This window comes from Roseibium sp. AWQ4_290 (assembly GCF_056160985.1).
Genome location: NZ_JBSWYG010000010.1, coordinates 162,649 through 177,240 on the forward strand (window position 1 = coordinate 162,649; position 14,592 = coordinate 177,240).

The 14,592-nt window shown below is 59.8% G+C and carries 16 protein-coding genes; 4 read left to right on the top strand and 12 right to left on the bottom strand.

Annotation, left to right across the window (positions count from 1 at the left end; all coding sequences use genetic code 11):
• Positions 1 to 13: 13 nt before the first annotated feature.
• On the bottom strand, positions 14 to 499 hold the full coding sequence (locus tag ACXAH0_RS12215) for an NUDIX domain-containing protein (protein WP_475174944.1): 486 nt from the start codon (positions 497 to 499) through the stop codon (positions 14 to 16).
• Between the two features lie 326 nt (positions 500 to 825).
• Here ACXAH0_RS12215 and ACXAH0_RS12220 point away from each other — a divergent pair, with 326 nt between their 5' ends.
• Both ACXAH0_RS12220 and ACXAH0_RS12225 read left to right on the top strand, forming a co-directional pair.
• Complete coding sequence (locus tag ACXAH0_RS12220; protein WP_475174947.1) at positions 826 to 951, top strand: hypothetical protein; 126 nt, start codon at positions 826 to 828, stop codon at positions 949 to 951.
• Positions 952 to 1,032: 81 nt separating this feature from the next.
• Positions 1,033 to 2,001 (top strand): metallophosphoesterase family protein, encoded by a 969-nt coding sequence (locus ACXAH0_RS12225; protein ID WP_475191512.1) that lies wholly within the window; start codon positions 1,033 to 1,035, stop codon positions 1,999 to 2,001.
• 15 nt (positions 2,002 to 2,016) lie between these two features.
• Here the strand turns inward: ACXAH0_RS12225 and ACXAH0_RS12230 are convergent, their stop codons facing one another.
• Positions 2,017 to 2,598 (bottom strand): hypothetical protein, encoded by a 582-nt coding sequence (locus tag ACXAH0_RS12230; protein ID WP_475174951.1) that lies wholly within the window; start codon positions 2,596 to 2,598, stop codon positions 2,017 to 2,019.
• Between the two features lie 272 nt (positions 2,599 to 2,870).
• Here ACXAH0_RS12230 and mtnA point away from each other — a divergent pair, with 272 nt between their 5' ends.
• Positions 2,871 to 3,977, top strand: coding sequence for an S-methyl-5-thioribose-1-phosphate isomerase (gene mtnA, locus ACXAH0_RS12235; RefSeq protein WP_475191574.1), 1,107 nt, complete (start codon positions 2,871 to 2,873; stop codon positions 3,975 to 3,977).
• Between the two features lie 64 nt (positions 3,978 to 4,041).
• Here the strand turns inward: mtnA and ACXAH0_RS12240 are convergent, their stop codons facing one another.
• Positions 4,042 to 4,659 carry a GNAT family N-acetyltransferase gene (locus ACXAH0_RS12240; protein WP_475191516.1) on the bottom strand — a complete coding sequence of 206 codons (618 nt, stop codon included), beginning with the start codon at positions 4,657 to 4,659 and terminating at the stop codon, positions 4,042 to 4,044.
• Between the two features lie 190 nt (positions 4,660 to 4,849).
• Here ACXAH0_RS12240 and ACXAH0_RS12245 point away from each other — a divergent pair, with 190 nt between their 5' ends.
• Positions 4,850 to 5,125: a flagellar biosynthesis protein gene (locus ACXAH0_RS12245; RefSeq protein ID WP_475174956.1), complete on the top strand. Its 276-nt coding sequence runs from the start codon at positions 4,850 to 4,852 to the stop codon at positions 5,123 to 5,125.
• Positions 5,126 to 5,258: 133 nt separating this feature from the next.
• Here the strand turns inward: ACXAH0_RS12245 and flhA are convergent, their stop codons facing one another.
• From flhA to ACXAH0_RS12290, 9 genes are all read right to left on the bottom strand, one after another.
• The gene (flhA, locus tag ACXAH0_RS12250; RefSeq protein ID WP_475174959.1) at positions 5,259 to 7,442 is read right to left on the bottom strand and encodes a flagellar biosynthesis protein FlhA; all 2,184 of its coding nucleotides are present in this window, start codon (positions 7,440 to 7,442) and stop codon (positions 5,259 to 5,261) included.
• Between the two features lie 71 nt (positions 7,443 to 7,513).
• Positions 7,514 to 8,866, bottom strand: coding sequence for a sigma-54-dependent transcriptional regulator FlbD (gene flbD, locus ACXAH0_RS12255; RefSeq protein WP_475174962.1), 1,353 nt, complete (start codon positions 8,864 to 8,866; stop codon positions 7,514 to 7,516).
• A 12-nt stretch (positions 8,867 to 8,878) separates the two neighbouring features.
• Positions 8,879 to 9,214 carry a flagellar motor switch protein FliN gene (gene fliN, locus ACXAH0_RS12260; RefSeq protein WP_475174964.1) on the bottom strand — a complete coding sequence of 112 codons (336 nt, stop codon included), beginning with the start codon at positions 9,212 to 9,214 and terminating at the stop codon, positions 8,879 to 8,881.
• Positions 9,211 to 9,903 carry a FliH/SctL family protein gene (locus ACXAH0_RS12265; protein WP_475174966.1) on the bottom strand — a complete coding sequence of 231 codons (693 nt, stop codon included), beginning with the start codon at positions 9,901 to 9,903 and terminating at the stop codon, positions 9,211 to 9,213. Before ACXAH0_RS12265 ends, fliN begins: the two co-directional genes overlap by 4 nt.
• Positions 9,904 to 9,941: 38 nt before the next feature.
• Positions 9,942 to 10,988 carry a flagellar motor switch protein FliG gene (gene fliG / locus ACXAH0_RS12270; protein ID WP_475191519.1) on the bottom strand — a complete coding sequence of 349 codons (1,047 nt, stop codon included), beginning with the start codon at positions 10,986 to 10,988 and terminating at the stop codon, positions 9,942 to 9,944.
• Positions 10,989 to 10,990: 2 nt separating this feature from the next.
• Positions 10,991 to 12,604 carry a flagellar basal-body MS-ring/collar protein FliF gene (fliF, locus tag ACXAH0_RS12275; protein WP_475174971.1) on the bottom strand — a complete coding sequence of 538 codons (1,614 nt, stop codon included), beginning with the start codon at positions 12,602 to 12,604 and terminating at the stop codon, positions 10,991 to 10,993.
• A 400-nt stretch (positions 12,605 to 13,004) separates the two neighbouring features.
• Positions 13,005 to 13,280, bottom strand: coding sequence for a CtrA inhibitor SciP (sciP, locus tag ACXAH0_RS12280; protein WP_265966962.1), 276 nt, complete (start codon positions 13,278 to 13,280; stop codon positions 13,005 to 13,007).
• A 104-nt stretch (positions 13,281 to 13,384) separates the two neighbouring features.
• Positions 13,385 to 13,726 carry a hypothetical protein gene (locus ACXAH0_RS12285; protein ID WP_475174973.1) on the bottom strand — a complete coding sequence of 114 codons (342 nt, stop codon included), beginning with the start codon at positions 13,724 to 13,726 and terminating at the stop codon, positions 13,385 to 13,387.
• Positions 13,727 to 13,912: 186 nt separating this feature from the next.
• Complete coding sequence (locus ACXAH0_RS12290) at positions 13,913 to 14,569, bottom strand: flagellar hook assembly protein FlgD (protein ID WP_475191523.1); 657 nt, start codon at positions 14,567 to 14,569, stop codon at positions 13,913 to 13,915.
• Between the last annotated feature and the right edge of the window lie 23 nt (positions 14,570 to 14,592).

Sequence of the window (14,592 nt, forward strand, 5' to 3'; positions counted from 1 at the left end):
ACAGGCACCTGTGTCACCAGTGCCCGCCTGAGGGGATATCACCCGCCTTGAACGCCTCAAGGCGGCGGGCGGTGGCCGGACTGAGCCGGTCCGGCAGGGCATCCAGCGGAAAAAAACCGGCTTCGGCAATTTCACGGTTTGGCAGCAGGAAACTGCTGCCCTTGCTCCATACGGTCAGGTGGAACAGGCCGACATGATCCCGGCCGGTGGCTTCCCGGTTAAGATAGATGCCCAGAAGCTGCGGCGGCGCCTCCGCCACCAGTCCGGCTTCCTCCGCCACTTCCCGGCTGGCTGCCGCTTCCAGCGTTTCCCCCCGGTCGACTGCACCGCCGGGCAGATACCAGCCGTCCAGATAGGTATGGCGCACCAGCAGAACCCGTCCCTGCCCGTCTTCCACAATAACCCGGACCCCGAGAATGTAGGGATTGCGCACAAGCACCGCTGTCTGGACGATCCGTTTGGTCCAGCGGCTTGGCAGCAATGACAGGATCTTCAACATGGCCCCAACTTGCACGCATAACAGGTGAAGCAACACTTAACGAACCCATGCGCTTCTTGCAGGGCAGATGCGCCACAATAACGCTCCTTCTTTAGGCCTGAATTGCCTATATGGAATGCAGATTGATGATTTTGAAGGCAGCGCATCTGCCTGACCCTCCCAAGGAGATGACCATGTTGAACGCACTTTTCGGCAAGCGCCGCCCCCGTCCGGCCCATTACAACTGGAAACCGGCTGTTGATCTGAGCAACCCGCGTGTTGCCGCGATCCTGACCACATTCCCCACCAACTAAGGGTCGGGCAAGGCCGCGACCGGAGCAAGAAAAATGTTCGGATTTGTGACTGTTGTGAACGCGACGCTGCGCGAAACCACGCGCTCCGCCAAAACGACCGGTGGCTCAGCCTCCCAACAGGCTGCGGTCAAGGCCGTCCGGGTCAACCCCAAACGCTGACCCCTTGAAAGTTCAGACGTGATTGTGATGCGCCGCGTTATTTCCTTGACGCGGCGCATTTTGGTTTGATGATGCGCCCCCATGTTCACCCTTGCGCATTTGTCCGACCCCCATTTAGGCCCCCTGCCCGATCCCAAGCTGATCCAGCTCTTGTCCAAGCGGATCCTGGGCTATCTCAACTGGCAGCGGAACCGCTCGAAAGTGATGGGCGGTAATCATCTGGACCAGCTCGTCGAAGATCTGAAGTCCAGAGCGCCGGACCATATCGCCGTGACTGGCGACCTCGTCAACATTGCCCTGCCCCTGGAAATCTCCGGGGCCCGGACCTGGCTTGAGGAACTCGGGGCGCCGGACCATGTGTCCGTGGTGCCTGGCAATCACGATGCCTATGTGCCCGGCGCCGTGCGCAAGGCGAGCGCTGCCTGGCAGCCCTTCATGTGCGCAGATCCAGCGTCGCAGGTTTCAAGTAACTTAGGGGAGCAAAACGCCCCCGCCCCCTCCCGGACCGAGGCCGTCTTTCCCTATCTGCGCCAGCGGGATGGCCTTGCCCTGATCGGCGTCAATACGGGCCGGGCCAGCGCCCCCTGGTTTGCGACCGGCCGGGTCGGCAGCCAACAGGCCAAGGCCCTGCGCAGGCTGCTGGAGACAACCGGACAGGCCGGGCTGTTCCGGGTCGTGATGCTGCACCACCCGCCGTTCAAACACGCCACCAAATGGCACAAGCGCCTCTCCGATGCCTCCCGGGTGCGGGCCGTCGTCAAACGGGCCGGGGCAGAGCTGATCCTGCATGGCCACACCCACATCGACAGTTTTGAGGAAATTGAGGGACCGAACGGACCCGTCCCGGTCGTCGGCGTGCCTTCGGCTACCTGCGCGCCAGGCGGCCACAAACCGGCCGCCCGCTACAATCTGTTCAGGATTGAGCGCAACGGCAGCGGCTGGTCCTGCCGCATGGAAGAACACGGCTTCGAGGCGCCCGGTGCCTCCATCGCTCTGGTGAGAGCACGGGAGGTGCAGGTTCCGGCGGGCGGAGCCCTCCGGGGTGGCTGACAGTCGGCAAAAACCTCAGATCGGATTGGCAAACCAGGCAAAAGCGATCAGGCCAACCACACCGGCGGCAAGCCCAATGCCAAACCCGCCGGCAATGGCCAGCCAGGACGTCGTGCTTTCCTTGACCCGCACCACCTGGGAATCGAGCGCGACCTGACGCAGGCGCTGGTTCAGCCAGTCCCCTTCCAGGGCCTTTTCCCGCTCGATCACCCGCTCTGCAATATATTCGGTCAGGCAATCCGCCATATCGTCGATATTGGCGGTTTCCAGGATCACCACCCGGCCAAGCCGCGTGTCCTTCAAGAACCGGTAGGTCTTGCGGTCACCACCGACCGAAACATGACTGGTGACATCGATCCACAGGCGCGGTGTCGAGCCTGCAATGATCTGAAGGGAGAACTGATCATCATCTTCCGGGATCTCCCGGAACACGTCTTTGAGCTCGTCCGCCAGCATGTCCAGCCGGGCCCGTTCGGTGTCCTGCAGCTCGACCACCACATCCGAGCGCTCAACCTCGCCGAGCTGCACCTTGCGAATGGCATCGCGCAAAGAGCGCATGCGCGTATGGGGGACGACATTATCCTGCATTTCAGCCATGAGGCGCCTGACTCCAATCTTCTGGTCTTGCCGTTGACGAGAGTCTTAACCGAGTCTCTTGGGCGCGGAATGGCCCGCGAGGGGGAAACTCCAGCCTATCCACTGACAATGATCCCAAACTGGTTAACGGCCATTCTGGGGAGTTTAGGAGATTTTTAACCGTAACACCAGCGAGGCGGCACTGGTTCGCGCCCCGGCCGTGCGCTATGCAAGGATAGGTCGTATGGACGGCAGAGCAGTTTGATTTTGACCTGGTCCTGGAGGGCATGTCTTTGAAGGTGGATGGCAAGAAACACCGCGCGATCCGGCTTTGCGAAGAAGATGACAGTGTCGAGATCATCGACCAGACGAAGCTTCCCCACACATTCGAGATCGCAAAGTTGCAGGATCTGGAGGACGCCGCCCGGGCCATCCGCGCGCTGCAGGTGCGCGGTGCGCCCCTGATCGGGGCAACGGCGGTGTTCGGGGTTGCGCTTGCCATGCGGGCGGATCCGTCCGAAGAGGCTTTGCATGAAGCCTGTTCCGTGCTCCTGCAAACCCGTCCGGCCACGATCAACCTCAACTGGGCTCTGGACCGGGCTCGGCGCAGTCTTGTCCAGATCGAGCCGGAGCACCGGGCCAGAGCCGCCTTCGCGCTGGCCAATGTCATTTGCGATGAAGATATCGGCCTCAACATGGCCATCGGCATGTTCGGCATGGAACTGATTGCCGCCATTGCCCGTACCAAGCGCCCCGGAGAGCCGGTCAACATCCTGACCCATTGCAATGCAGGCTGGCTGTCCACCGTGGACTGGGGCACGGCAACCGCCCCGATCTACATGGCCCATGATGGCGGCCTGCCAGTTCATGTCTGGGTGGATGAAACGCGGCCGAGATACCAGGGTGCTTATCTGACTGCCTGGGAGCTGGGCCATCACGGCGTGCCCCACACCATCATCGTCGACAATGCCGGCGGCCATCTGATGCAACACGGGGAGGTTGATCTTGTGATCACCGGCGCAGAGCGGCTCACTGCCACCGGCGATGTCTGCAACAAGATCGGCACGTATCTGAAAGCCCTTGCCGCACGGGACAACAAGATCCCCTTCTATGTGGCGCTGCCCTCGCCGAGCATCGACTTTTCCCTGACCAATGGTCTGCGGGACCTGCCGATTGAAGAGCGGGAAGGCACGGAAATCACCCGGGTGACCGGCAAGACCGAAGCTGGCGGCATTGAGACCATATCCATCATGGCCGATGGCGCCCGGGTCAGCAATCCCGCGTTCGATGTGACCCCCGCGCGCCTGATCACCGGCCTCATCACCGAACGCGGGGTTCTGGAGCCAAGCCGGCAGGCCCTGACCCAGGCCTTTCCCGAAAGGGTGAAAATGAGCGCCTGACGGCACCGCCTTTCAAGCACAGGCCGCAGCCCGGTCCTCCGCCCACTCGATGCGTCAATCTTGATCAGCCTGCCTTGAGCACAGGTACATGGGGCGCCTTGTCTACGCCATGCAGACCCAGCCCCCTCGGATCATCGGCGATCTCGATGGCGCGCTTATAGGGTTTGAAACCGCAGGACATATAGAATTTCAACGCCTGAGGGCTGTCCGCCGTGCAGGTGTGCAACCACAGACGTTCAGTCTCCGGGCGCGACCAGGACATGGACACCGCCCGGGACATTAGCCAGCGGCCAATACCCCCGCCAATCGCCTCCGGCACCAGTCCGAAATAGGCTATTTCCGGTTCTTTCGGGTCGGCGAAGTCAAGTTCGAGTGTCCCGATCGGCGTGTTTGCGCGCGCAGGCAGATAGTTCTCCCGCGCCGGTTCGTTCAAAAGAGCCGACAGTGCCACATCGTCATGGGTGAGACGGCCAAACCAGAGCCAGTCCTCCCCCACCTGACGGAACAATCTGCGATAGGCCTCAAGTTCCGGCTTGCTCCAGCGGACGAGCTCAAGATCGGTCCTGTCTGCAGCCAGGGGCTCCGCCGGGGCTTGGGTCATCTCCAGATAGGTGACCACAAAGGCCACCTTGCCCTCTGGCACATCCGTATAGCCGTTCAAATCAAGCACAGGCGCTGACACTGTTCCCTCCGAGATCTCTTGTAGGTGTCAACCGGAGTAAACCAGTTTGGGCACAAGACAAGCCGGAAACGTAAAGAGTGTTGATTTTGTTTCTCAAAAACGGTTTCCCCCGGCTTGCATACTGCAGCCGATTCATCACTTGTTAACCATGGTTTGAGACACTTACCCCGTATCCAGGAAAGATGCGCACATGCCTAAAGTGGGAAATTACGTCCAGCGGGACTATCATAACAAATTCAAGTCCCAGCAGAAATCCACCTGGTCGGACTATAACAAGTCCTGGAACCAGCGCCGGGAAGCCGCCGCCCAAAAAATGGCGCAGCTGCGCACCATCGCCAACAATTTTTCGACAATCACGTCCGAAGCCTCCCAGTCCAACACGAATTTCCTGATGCAAAATCAGGGGCAAAGCGGGCCTTATGCCAGCAATACCGCCGTCATGGCACGGGTTAACGTGGTCGTCTGAGACACCCGCTTTTCTGAAGCGCTTCGTGGTGAAGCAAGGCCAATCCTCTGTGTCATTTGGGTTGAACGCCCTGTTGTTGTCAGGCAACGAAAGACACATCCGGTAAGACGCAATTTGCCTGACGACACTCCTCCTAGACCGAGCCCACCGTCTTCAGCTTGATCCTGGGATGTACTTCCGCCTGGCTCATCACCGTTGTATGGGCGCGGAAACGTTCCACGATGGAGCGCACGAAGGAGCGGGTCTGGGGCGAGGTCAGAAGCACCGGCACCTCGCCCTGCTGGGCAGCGGCCTCAAAGGCATCGCGCACCTTGGCCACGAATTCCTGCAACCGGCTTGGCTGCATGGCCAGTTGACGCTCGTCGCCTTCGCCCACAATCGATTCCAGGAACGCCTGCTCCCATTGCGGCGACAGGGCGATCAACGGCAGATAGCCACCCGGCGCCAGATTGGCTGCACAGATCTGACGGCCGAGTCGCGTGCGCACATGTTCGGCAATCGTGTCGGTGTTGCGGGTCATCCCGGCCGCCTCCGACACACCTTCCAGAATGGTGCCCAGATCGCGCACCGAAATGCGCTCGTCCAGAAGGGTCTGCAGCACCCGTTGCAGGCCCGAGACGGTGATTTGCGAAGGAACCAGATCTTCTACAAGCTTGGCCTGCTCGCCCTTCAGCTCCTTCAGAAGTTTTTGAACATCACCATAGGTCAGAAGTTCACTGATATTGGTCTTGATCGTTTCAGTCAGGTGGGTGGACAGCACAGTTGCCGGATCGACCACCGTATACCCACGAAGGGAGGCATCTTCCCGGTACTGGGCCTCCACCCAGGTTGCCGGCAGGCCGAAAGTCGGTTCCGTCGTATGGGTTCCTGGCAGTTTGACCTGCCCGCCCGCAGGGTCCATCACCATATAATGGTTGGGATAGAGAATGCCGCGCCCGGCCTCCACTTCCTTGACCTTGATGACATAGTCATTGGCGCCGAGCTGAATGTTGTCGAGGATGCGCACCGGCGGCATGATAACCCCCATGTCGCCGGCGACCTGACGGCGCAGCGCCTTGATCTGCTCTGTCAGAACATCCCCTTCCCCTTGTGCCTTGCCATTGATCAGGGGCAGCAGGGCATAGCCAAGCTCAATCCTCAATTCGTCCATCTTGAGTGCATCGGTGATCGGTGGCTCGGGCGGCGGTTTCGGCGCGGCCTCAACGGCTTTTTGATGGGCGACCTTGGCCGCTGCCTTCTTCTTGCGCGCCCCCACCTGAAAGGCAAGATACCCGGCAAGACCGGCCAGGCCCAGGAACGGGATCATCGGCATGCCCGGCAGCATTGCCAGGACCACCATGACCGCAGCCGACATGCCAAGCGCTTTCGGATAGCCGGTGAACTGGCTGGTCAAGGCCTTGTCGGCTGCGCCGTGCACACCGGCCTTGGAGACCAGAAGACCGGCCGCAGTCGAGACGATCAGCGCCGGGATCTGCGAGACCAGACCGTCCCCGATGGTCAGAAGCGTATAGTTGTTCGCCGCTTCCGAAAAACTCAGCTCCATCTGGGCGACACCGATAAAGATCCCGCCCAGAATGTTGATAAAGGTAATCAGGAGGCCCGCAATCGCATCGCCGCGCACAAATTTCGAGGCACCATCCATAGCCCCGAAAAACGAGCTTTCATCTTCCAGCGCCTTCCGGCGGGTCTTGGCTTCCGCCTCATCGATGAGACCGGCAGACAGATCCGCGTCAATGGCCATCTGCTTGCCCGGCATTGCATCCAGAGTGAAGCGGGCGGCGACTTCCGCGATCCGGCCTGACCCCTTGGTGATCACCACGAAATTCACGATCACCAGGATCGCAAACACAATGATCCCGATGACAAAATTGCCGCCCATCACCAGATTGCCGAAGGACTGGATGACGTTGCCCGCCGCCGACGTGCCCTCATGGCCATTGGCCAGGATCAGCCGGGTGGATGAAATGTTCAGGCCTAGCCGCAACATAGTCGCGATCAGCAGCACCGTCGGGAAGGACGAGAATTCAAGCGGTTTTTGAATGAACAGGCCCGTCATCAGGATCATGACGGAAAAGATGATCGACACTGCCAGAAACGTGTCCAGCATAACCGGCGGCATGGGCAGGATCAGCAGCGTCAGGATCACCAGAACGCCGGTCGCCAGCCCGACATCCCCCTTGCGCAGGGTGTCGATCAGCTCCTGAAGGGAAGGCAAATTGGACGGTGCCGCATCGGACTGGGCCGCTGCCGCCGGTTGCTCCGGTCCTGATGCCGGGGCCGATCCCCCGCCTTGTCCACCTGCTGCCGTGTCCGACATTCTCTATTCCGGTTTCTGACAGACGCCCGGACTCACCACATGCCGCGTCTGGATTGCACGATGTTTGATGATCAGGCTCTGGCCTCGCCCGGTCCCGGGACGCTGACCCCTTCATCGGTATACTGATTCAGCTTGTTCCGCAGCGTGCGGATGGAGATTCCCAGAATTTTCGCCGCATGGGTCCGGTTGCCCAGGCAATGGTCCAGCGTGTCCAGGATGAGATCCCGTTCCACATCCGCCACCGTGCGCCCGACAAAGGACCGGGTCACGGCTTCCGCTGTCTCTGCAGCCCGCTCCGCAGGGCCGCGCGAGCCGGTCAGCGGCGTGCCATCCGGCATGCGGATCGCCTCAACTCCGATTTCCGCACCCGAGGCCAGAAGAATGGACCGGTGCATGGTGTTTTCCAGCTCGCGCACATTTCCCGGCCAGGGATTGGCCATCAGGGCCTGCCGGGCCTCTGCGGAGACCAGCCGCACCGGAACCCCATTGGCTTCCGAATAATGTTTGATGAAAAACTGGGCCAGCTCCATGATATCGGCCGGGCGCTCCCGCAGGGCCGGGAGCTTTAGGTTGACCACATTCAGCCGGAACAGAAGATCTTCGCGGAACTGGCCCTGGCGCACACTTTCCGCCAGATCCCGGTTGGACGTGGCCAGAATGCGGATATTCACCGGAACCGGCCGCGTGCCGCCCACCCGGTCGATCACCCGCTCCTGAATGGCGCGCAACAGTTTTGCTTGCAGGCGCACATCCATTTCGGAAATCTCGTCCAGGAGCAGCGTGCCCCCATCGGCCTCCTCGAACTTGCCGATCCGGCGGGCAACCGCGCCAGTAAAGGCGCCTTTCTCATGGCCGAACAGTTCCGATTCCAGAAGGTGCTCAGGGATGGCCGCACAGTTGATCGAAATGAACGGTTTGGACGCCCGGTTGGAGCATTTGTGAACGTGGCGGGCAATCACTTCCTTGCCGGTGCCCGACTCGCCGGTGATCAGCACGGAGGCTTCAGACGGGGCCACCTGCTCGGCCAGCTTGACCACGGTGGCCATGGCTTCGTCCCGGTAGATCAGATCCCCGCGCTCCTGGGCGACGGCGGCCAGAACCGCTGCGATCATCTCCGGGTCCGGCGGCAGGGGGATATATTCCTTCGCCCCGGCCCGGATCGCCGTCACGGCCGCCTGGGCGTCGGTTTCCACGCCGCAGGCCACCACCGGCACATGCACCCGTTCCAGCTGCAGCTTGTCGATGAGGCCGGCAATGTCGAGATGAACCTCAACCATCATGAGATCCGCGCCCCGGCCGGACCGCAGAACCTTCAGCGCCCCTTCCACGTCATCCGCATGGGTGACCTGGGCACCGCCCTGCATCGCGATCTTTGATGCTGTCGTGAGCTGACCACCAAGGGTTCCGACAATGAGCAGACGCATCTGTTACCTTTCCTACCGGTCCGTCTTGATGATTTCCGTCATGGTGACGCCGAGCTTGTCCTCAACCAGAACCACTTCGCCGCGGGCCACCAGCCGGTCATTCACATAGATATCGATTGCCTCCCCGACCTTCCGGTCGAGTTCCAGCACCGTGCCGGAGGCAAGCTTCAAAAGATCCGACACATGCATTTTCGAATGCCCCAGAACGGCAGAGATCCGCACCGGCACATCAAACACGGCTTCAAGATCCGCCGCCGATTGCGGCGCGGCAATTTCTTCGTCGTCCGAGCTGCGCTCAGGCGCCTCCAGCTCGTCGAGCGGAATATTGGTGTCTTGTTCGTCGCTCATGTCTCAGCGTCCTTTTGCACCGGAGCGTCAGGGGCTGGAGCGGCCTTTGCCGCGCTGCGCGCCCTTAGATACGTCCGGATGCTTGCGTCGATCTCGTTTTCCAGCACCTTCCGGTCCCGCTTGATCCCGCCATCAGCCCATTCGATATGGCAATCGCCGCGGCCGATTTCCGGCTCGCCCAGGATCACGAGGCGGCCATCAAAGCCCTTCTCGTGAATGATCGGATCCACCTGCGCCTTCAGCGCCTCCACGTCCTTCTCCGCAACCCGGATCACCAGATGCGGCGCCTTGCGCAGCGGGCCCAGGCATTCTGACACCAAGGCCACCGTTTCGGCCAGTGGCTGGCGGGCAATCAGGTGGGCACAAAGCCGTCTGGCCACAAGAAATGACAGGCTGACGGCATCTTTTTCCCGGCTGGCCTGCTGATCATCCAGGGTTTCAATCACGCCGCCAACCGCGTCCACCAGCCGGCCAACCTCTGCGGTCAACAGGGTTTCCTGCTTCGTCTGCAGGTCTTCCAGCGCCTGAACGCGCCCTTTTTCAAACGCCCGCGCCTCTGCCTCCGCCAGCAGTTTCTCATGCTCCGCCAACGTGATCATAGGGATCTGCGGCTCAGGCGGCGCCTCAACCTCGGGCTCTTCCGGCGTGGAAAAGTCCATGTTGAACAGAAATTTCGACGGGTTGGTCATGCTGCCCATTCTGCTACGTGTACCTGCTGGCTGAATCATCAGTAGATAATTTCATCCTCGCCCTTCGACTTGGAGATCATGATCTCACCTTTTGCCGCCAGGTCCTTGGCCTTGTTCACCATGTCTGTCTGCGCTTCATCAACATCCCGCAACCGGACCGGCCCCAGGGCTTCCATGTCGTCGGCCAGAAGCTTGGCCGCACGGGACGACATGTTGCCGAAGAAGAATTCGCGGGCCGTATCGGTGGATCCCTTGAGCGCGATCGCAAGCTGATCCTTTTCCACATGGCGCAGAAGGGTCTGACAGCTGGCCGCATCCAGTTTCAACAAATCGTCGAAGGTGAACATCAGCGTCTTGATCCGGTCCGCTGCCTCGCGGTTGTCCTCTTCCAGGGCCGCCAGGAACCGGGCTTCGGTCTGACGGTCGAAATTGTTGAAGATATCTGCCATCATCTCGTGGCTGTCCCGGCGCGACGTGTTGGTCAGGTTCGACATGAACTCCACCCGGAGAGTCTGCTCGACCTTTTCCAGAACTTCCTTTTGCACCGCATCCATCCGCAGCATCCGGCTGACCACTTCCAACGCCAGTTCCTCCGGCAGAATGCCAAGAACCCGCGCCGCATGGTCCGAATTGATCTTTGACAGAACAACAGCGACGGTCTGGGGGTATTCGTTCTTCAGATAGTTTGCCAGAACGTTTTCCTGAACGTTTGACAGTTTCTCCCACATGTTCCGGCCGGCAGGCCCGCGGATTTCCTCCATAATGACGGAGACCTTGTCCCCGGGCAGGAAGCTGGCCAGCAGCCGTTCGGTCGCATCCACATTGCCGGTCAAGGCCCCTCGGGAGCTGACCCGGCGGACAAAGTCCTTGAACAAGTCTTCCAGCATGTTTGGCGTGACCGGGCCCAGATTGGCCATGGCTGCCGAGACCTGGCGCACTTCAATCTCGTCAAGCTTGTCCCAGATCGGCGCACCATGAGATTCGCCAAGGGCCAGCAGAAGAACGGCCGCCCGCTCGGCGCCCTTGAGTTCGCGCTCTTCTTCGTCCGCGCTGACCTTGAGCTGTTTTTGGAGAAGATCGTTCATTGTCAGGCCGCCTGATCATCCAGCCAGCCGCGGACGATGGTCACGGCTTCCGTCGGATGGTCCTTGATCATGTCACCCACCTTGGCGATGGAACTTGCCTGCATTGCCCCTTCCTGCTTCGCCTGCTCGAGCCATTCGATCACGAAATCGTCTTCAGCCTCGTCCTCATTGGGCACATCGGTTTCCACCACAAGTGTGCCATCGGGGCCGATCATCAGCTCCTGAGGCTGTTTTTCGTCCGGCGTGACGATCCGCTTCAGGAGCGGACGGACCACGAAGAGCAGCAGGAGCAAGGCAATCAGCAGCAGAACACCCAGTTCCGCAAACCGCATGATGTCGTCCCGGGTGAAGTTGAACAGACTGGTGTCATCAGCCATCAAGTCGTCCTGCGGCGGCAGGGCAAATTGCAGATTGACCACTTCAACGATATCGCCGCGCCCCTGGTCGAAGCCGACCGCGGAGCGGACCAGAACTGCGATCCTGTCGAGCGTGTCCTGGGAACGGGGTGAATAGACCGAATTGCCATCCGCATCCGGCAGATAGGTACCATCCACCAGAACGGCAACGGACAGGCGCTTGACCTCGCCCGCCTCAACCACTTCGGTCCGGGTCGAGCGGGAAATCTCGTAGTTGACGATTTCCTCCGTCGTGGACGCCGTGTCCCGCCCGCCTTCGCCCTGCTCGCCGCCCGCATTGGGCAGCTCGTTGCCGACGGTCACCTGACCATTGCGGCTGACCGAAGACGACGCCTCTTCCTTGGTCTGGGTGGAGCGGACAACCTGCCCTTCCGGATCAAAGGTTTCTGTGGTTTCCGTCAGCCGGTTATAGTCCACATCCGCATGAACCCGCACCCGGGCCCGCCCCGGGCCCACAATCGAATTCAGGATTTCCTCAACCTGATTGCGCAGGCGGGTTTCAATGGCCACCGTGCGCTCCTGCAAGGACGTGGAGATCATCCCCTCATCATCGCTGCCTGCACCTGAGGCCAGAAGACGGCCAGTCTCATCGACAATCGACACATGGTCCGGGTCCAGTCCGTCAACGGCCGTGGCCACAAGGTGCTGTACCGCGCGGATTTCCCCGGGCCCAAGCGCCCCGCGCACATTCAATACGATGGACGCGGACGGCGGACGGCGGTCTTTCTGGAACAGCTGCCGCTCCGGGATCACCAGATGCACCCGGGCCTTACGGATGCGGTCCAGAGACCCGATGGTCCGGGCCAACTCACCTTCCATTGCTCTCAGGTGATTGATGTTCTGAACGAAACTGGTCGCGCCAAGTGTGTCGCTGCGGTCGAAGATTTCATAACCGATGGAGCCACCGGTCGGCAGGCCCTCTGCGGCCAACTGCATGCGCAACCGGGCGACCTGTTCATTCGGCACCATGATGGTCGAGCCCTGGCGGGCAAGTTTAAACTGGACGCCCTGGCTTTCCAGCTGGGTGACGATGGCGGCGGAATCTTCAAGCGTGAGTTCATTGTAGAGAGTGGTCATCTGCGGCGCAGTCACCCGCAGAATGATGAATGCGAACACCCCGACAAGTATTGCGGCAACGGCACCCATGGCCGCGATCCGCGCTGCTCCCAGCGTCTTAATAAATTCAGTTATGCCGTTCACGTAAGCCCGCCCGCATCAGAAGCTTGTCTAAGTTGTTATTATGGGAGTCGGCCCGACACGCCACACTCCGATGGGCAAAATTTGCCGCCCGGACGGTTAACAAGTGGTTAACAGAATCTTTACGGAAATCACAAAATGGCCGTTTTCTGCCCTTTTCAGAATTGCAAAACGCAACTGAAGTGGGGAAAAACTGCCCACTTCATTAATTTTTGGATAAACCCTTTATTGCAAATGGAAAAGCGCTTGTGGCCTTCGGGCAGTTCTGCGGCCCATCCGCAATTCAGCGGAGCCACCCGGGCCACCATTGTCAAAATGTGAACAAAAAAAAGACCGGCAAATGCCGGCCTTCCCCGGGACGCGCAATCCGCGCCCCGCTTTCCAAACCTGACGGATGGATGGATCAGCCTCTGTATTGCTGAATCCGTGTGGCTCTCAAACCGGCCAGCCCATGCCGTTCGATTGAACTCTGCCAGGAGAGGAACTCCTCCACTGTCAAAGTGTATCTCTGGCAGGCCTCTTCCAGCGACAGAAGGCCGCCGCGAACGGCTGCGACCACTTCTGCCTTGCGGCGGATCACCCACCGTTTTGTGGATGTCGGAGGCAGGTCTGCAATAGTAAGCGGACTACCATCCGGGCCGATGACATATTTTACGCGCGAACGAATCTGTTCGGTCATTGTACTCTCACACTAACCATGACCAAGGTAAGTTGAGACTACAAGACGACGCTTAACAAACGCCTAAAGCAAAGTTGGGGTTTTATTAACTATAAAATCTAAATTTAGTGAATGATATTTAGGAAGCAATGAAGAGAAAAGCTCGATTTCTTAACTTCAATATAGGGTTCTGTTAACCATAATTTCCTCAAGCTGCATTTTGCAAGGCAAAACGAGCTCCCACCCCCATCCGCTGGCAGCTCATGCAGAACCGCCTCCTCAAGAAAATAAGCCAGCACATAAACACCCGGGCCCGCAGCCCTCCCCGGCAGAGACTTCCAATACATAGCGTCATTCCGGCTGCCACGCTCCTGAGCCTCTGATGCTGTGTCGTAGCACACGCCCTTAGAGGGAATACCAACATCAGCAAACAAGACCCTATTGGATAGTTTTTTCAGGTTCGTCATTTCGCGCGTCCTGGACGATGCCCCGCATAGCCCCGTGACACCCTCCCTGCTGAACGCTCTCATATTTCGGTCGAATAGGGTCTTATTCGGTGTGGGCGCTAGAAAGCCTGCCCCAATAGGAAAGCCCACCCAAGGCGTGACACCTTGAGCGGGCAAGTCTCTTTGTTGAATGCCAAGCGCAGTTGCTCAGCTGGGCATGGCCACGGACAGGACGGAGGACACCGGAATTTCCCGCCCGCCAACACTCAGGAGAACCTCACTGCCGGACAGGTCAACGCGGTCGACCCGGCCCGTATACTGGGTCTTGACCGGCTCCTTGTTGCTGGCCGCGTCCTTCATGTCGAAGGAAATGGTATAAAGGCCGTTCGGAAGGTCCGCCCCGGCGGTGGAGCGGCCGTTCCAGTCCAGCGTGCCTTCACCCTTTTTCAGGTCCGCCTCGCCCTTATAGACCACATCGCCCGTGGAGTTGCGGATCTCATAAGTCCCGCTGGCATCCTCGGCCAAATCATATTTCCAGCTGGCTGAGCCCCCAGACAGGTTTGTTGTCGAGGCATCCACCGTCACATCATTGCCGATATAGCTGACATAGCCCATCGTCATATTGGTGCTCAGCGAGGAGATGATCGATTCCAGGTTCTTGTTCTGCTGGATCGCCTGTTCCACGTTGGAATATTCCACCAGCTGGCTTGTGAACTGGGCCGAGTCCATCGGGTCCAGCGGATCCTGGGCCTGGATCTGGGCGGTCAGAATGTTCAGGAACAGCTCATAATTGGCCATCAGCCCTTGCTGGCTTGACAGGCTGGTCTGCGTGGACGAATTGCTCGCTCCAGATACCGTTGTCATTTTTTGCTCCCCGGGTGGCGCAC

Coding starts and splice junctions, on each gene's coding strand:
- ACXAH0_RS12215 (WP_475174944.1), bottom strand. CDS start 499: ATGTTGAAGATCCTGTCATTGCTGCCAAGCCGCTGGACCAAACGGATC.
- ACXAH0_RS12220 (WP_475174947.1), top strand. CDS start 826: ATGTTCGGATTTGTGACTGTTGTGAACGCGACGCTGCGCGAAACCACG.
- ACXAH0_RS12225 (WP_475191512.1), top strand. CDS start 1,033: ATGTTCACCCTTGCGCATTTGTCCGACCCCCATTTAGGCCCCCTGCCC.
- ACXAH0_RS12230 (WP_475174951.1), bottom strand. CDS start 2,598: ATGGCTGAAATGCAGGATAATGTCGTCCCCCATACGCGCATGCGCTCT.
- ACXAH0_RS12245 (WP_475174956.1), top strand. CDS start 4,850: ATGCCTAAAGTGGGAAATTACGTCCAGCGGGACTATCATAACAAATTC.
- flhA (WP_475174959.1), bottom strand. CDS start 7,442: ATGTCGGACACGGCAGCAGGTGGACAAGGCGGGGGATCGGCCCCGGCA.
- flbD (WP_475174962.1), bottom strand. CDS start 8,866: ATGCGTCTGCTCATTGTCGGAACCCTTGGTGGTCAGCTCACGACAGCA.
- fliN (WP_475174964.1), bottom strand. CDS start 9,214: ATGAGCGACGAACAAGACACCAATATTCCGCTCGACGAGCTGGAGGCG.
- ACXAH0_RS12265 (WP_475174966.1), bottom strand. CDS start 9,903: ATGACCAACCCGTCGAAATTTCTGTTCAACATGGACTTTTCCACGCCG.
- fliG (WP_475191519.1), bottom strand. CDS start 10,988: ATGAACGATCTTCTCCAAAAACAGCTCAAGGTCAGCGCGGACGAAGAA.
- sciP (WP_265966962.1), bottom strand. CDS start 13,280: ATGACCGAACAGATTCGTTCGCGCGTAAAATATGTCATCGGCCCGGAT.
- ACXAH0_RS12285 (WP_475174973.1), bottom strand. CDS start 13,726: ATGACGAACCTGAAAAAACTATCCAATAGGGTCTTGTTTGCTGATGTT.
- ACXAH0_RS12290 (WP_475191523.1), bottom strand. CDS start 14,569: ATGACAACGGTATCTGGAGCGAGCAATTCGTCCACGCAGACCAGCCTG.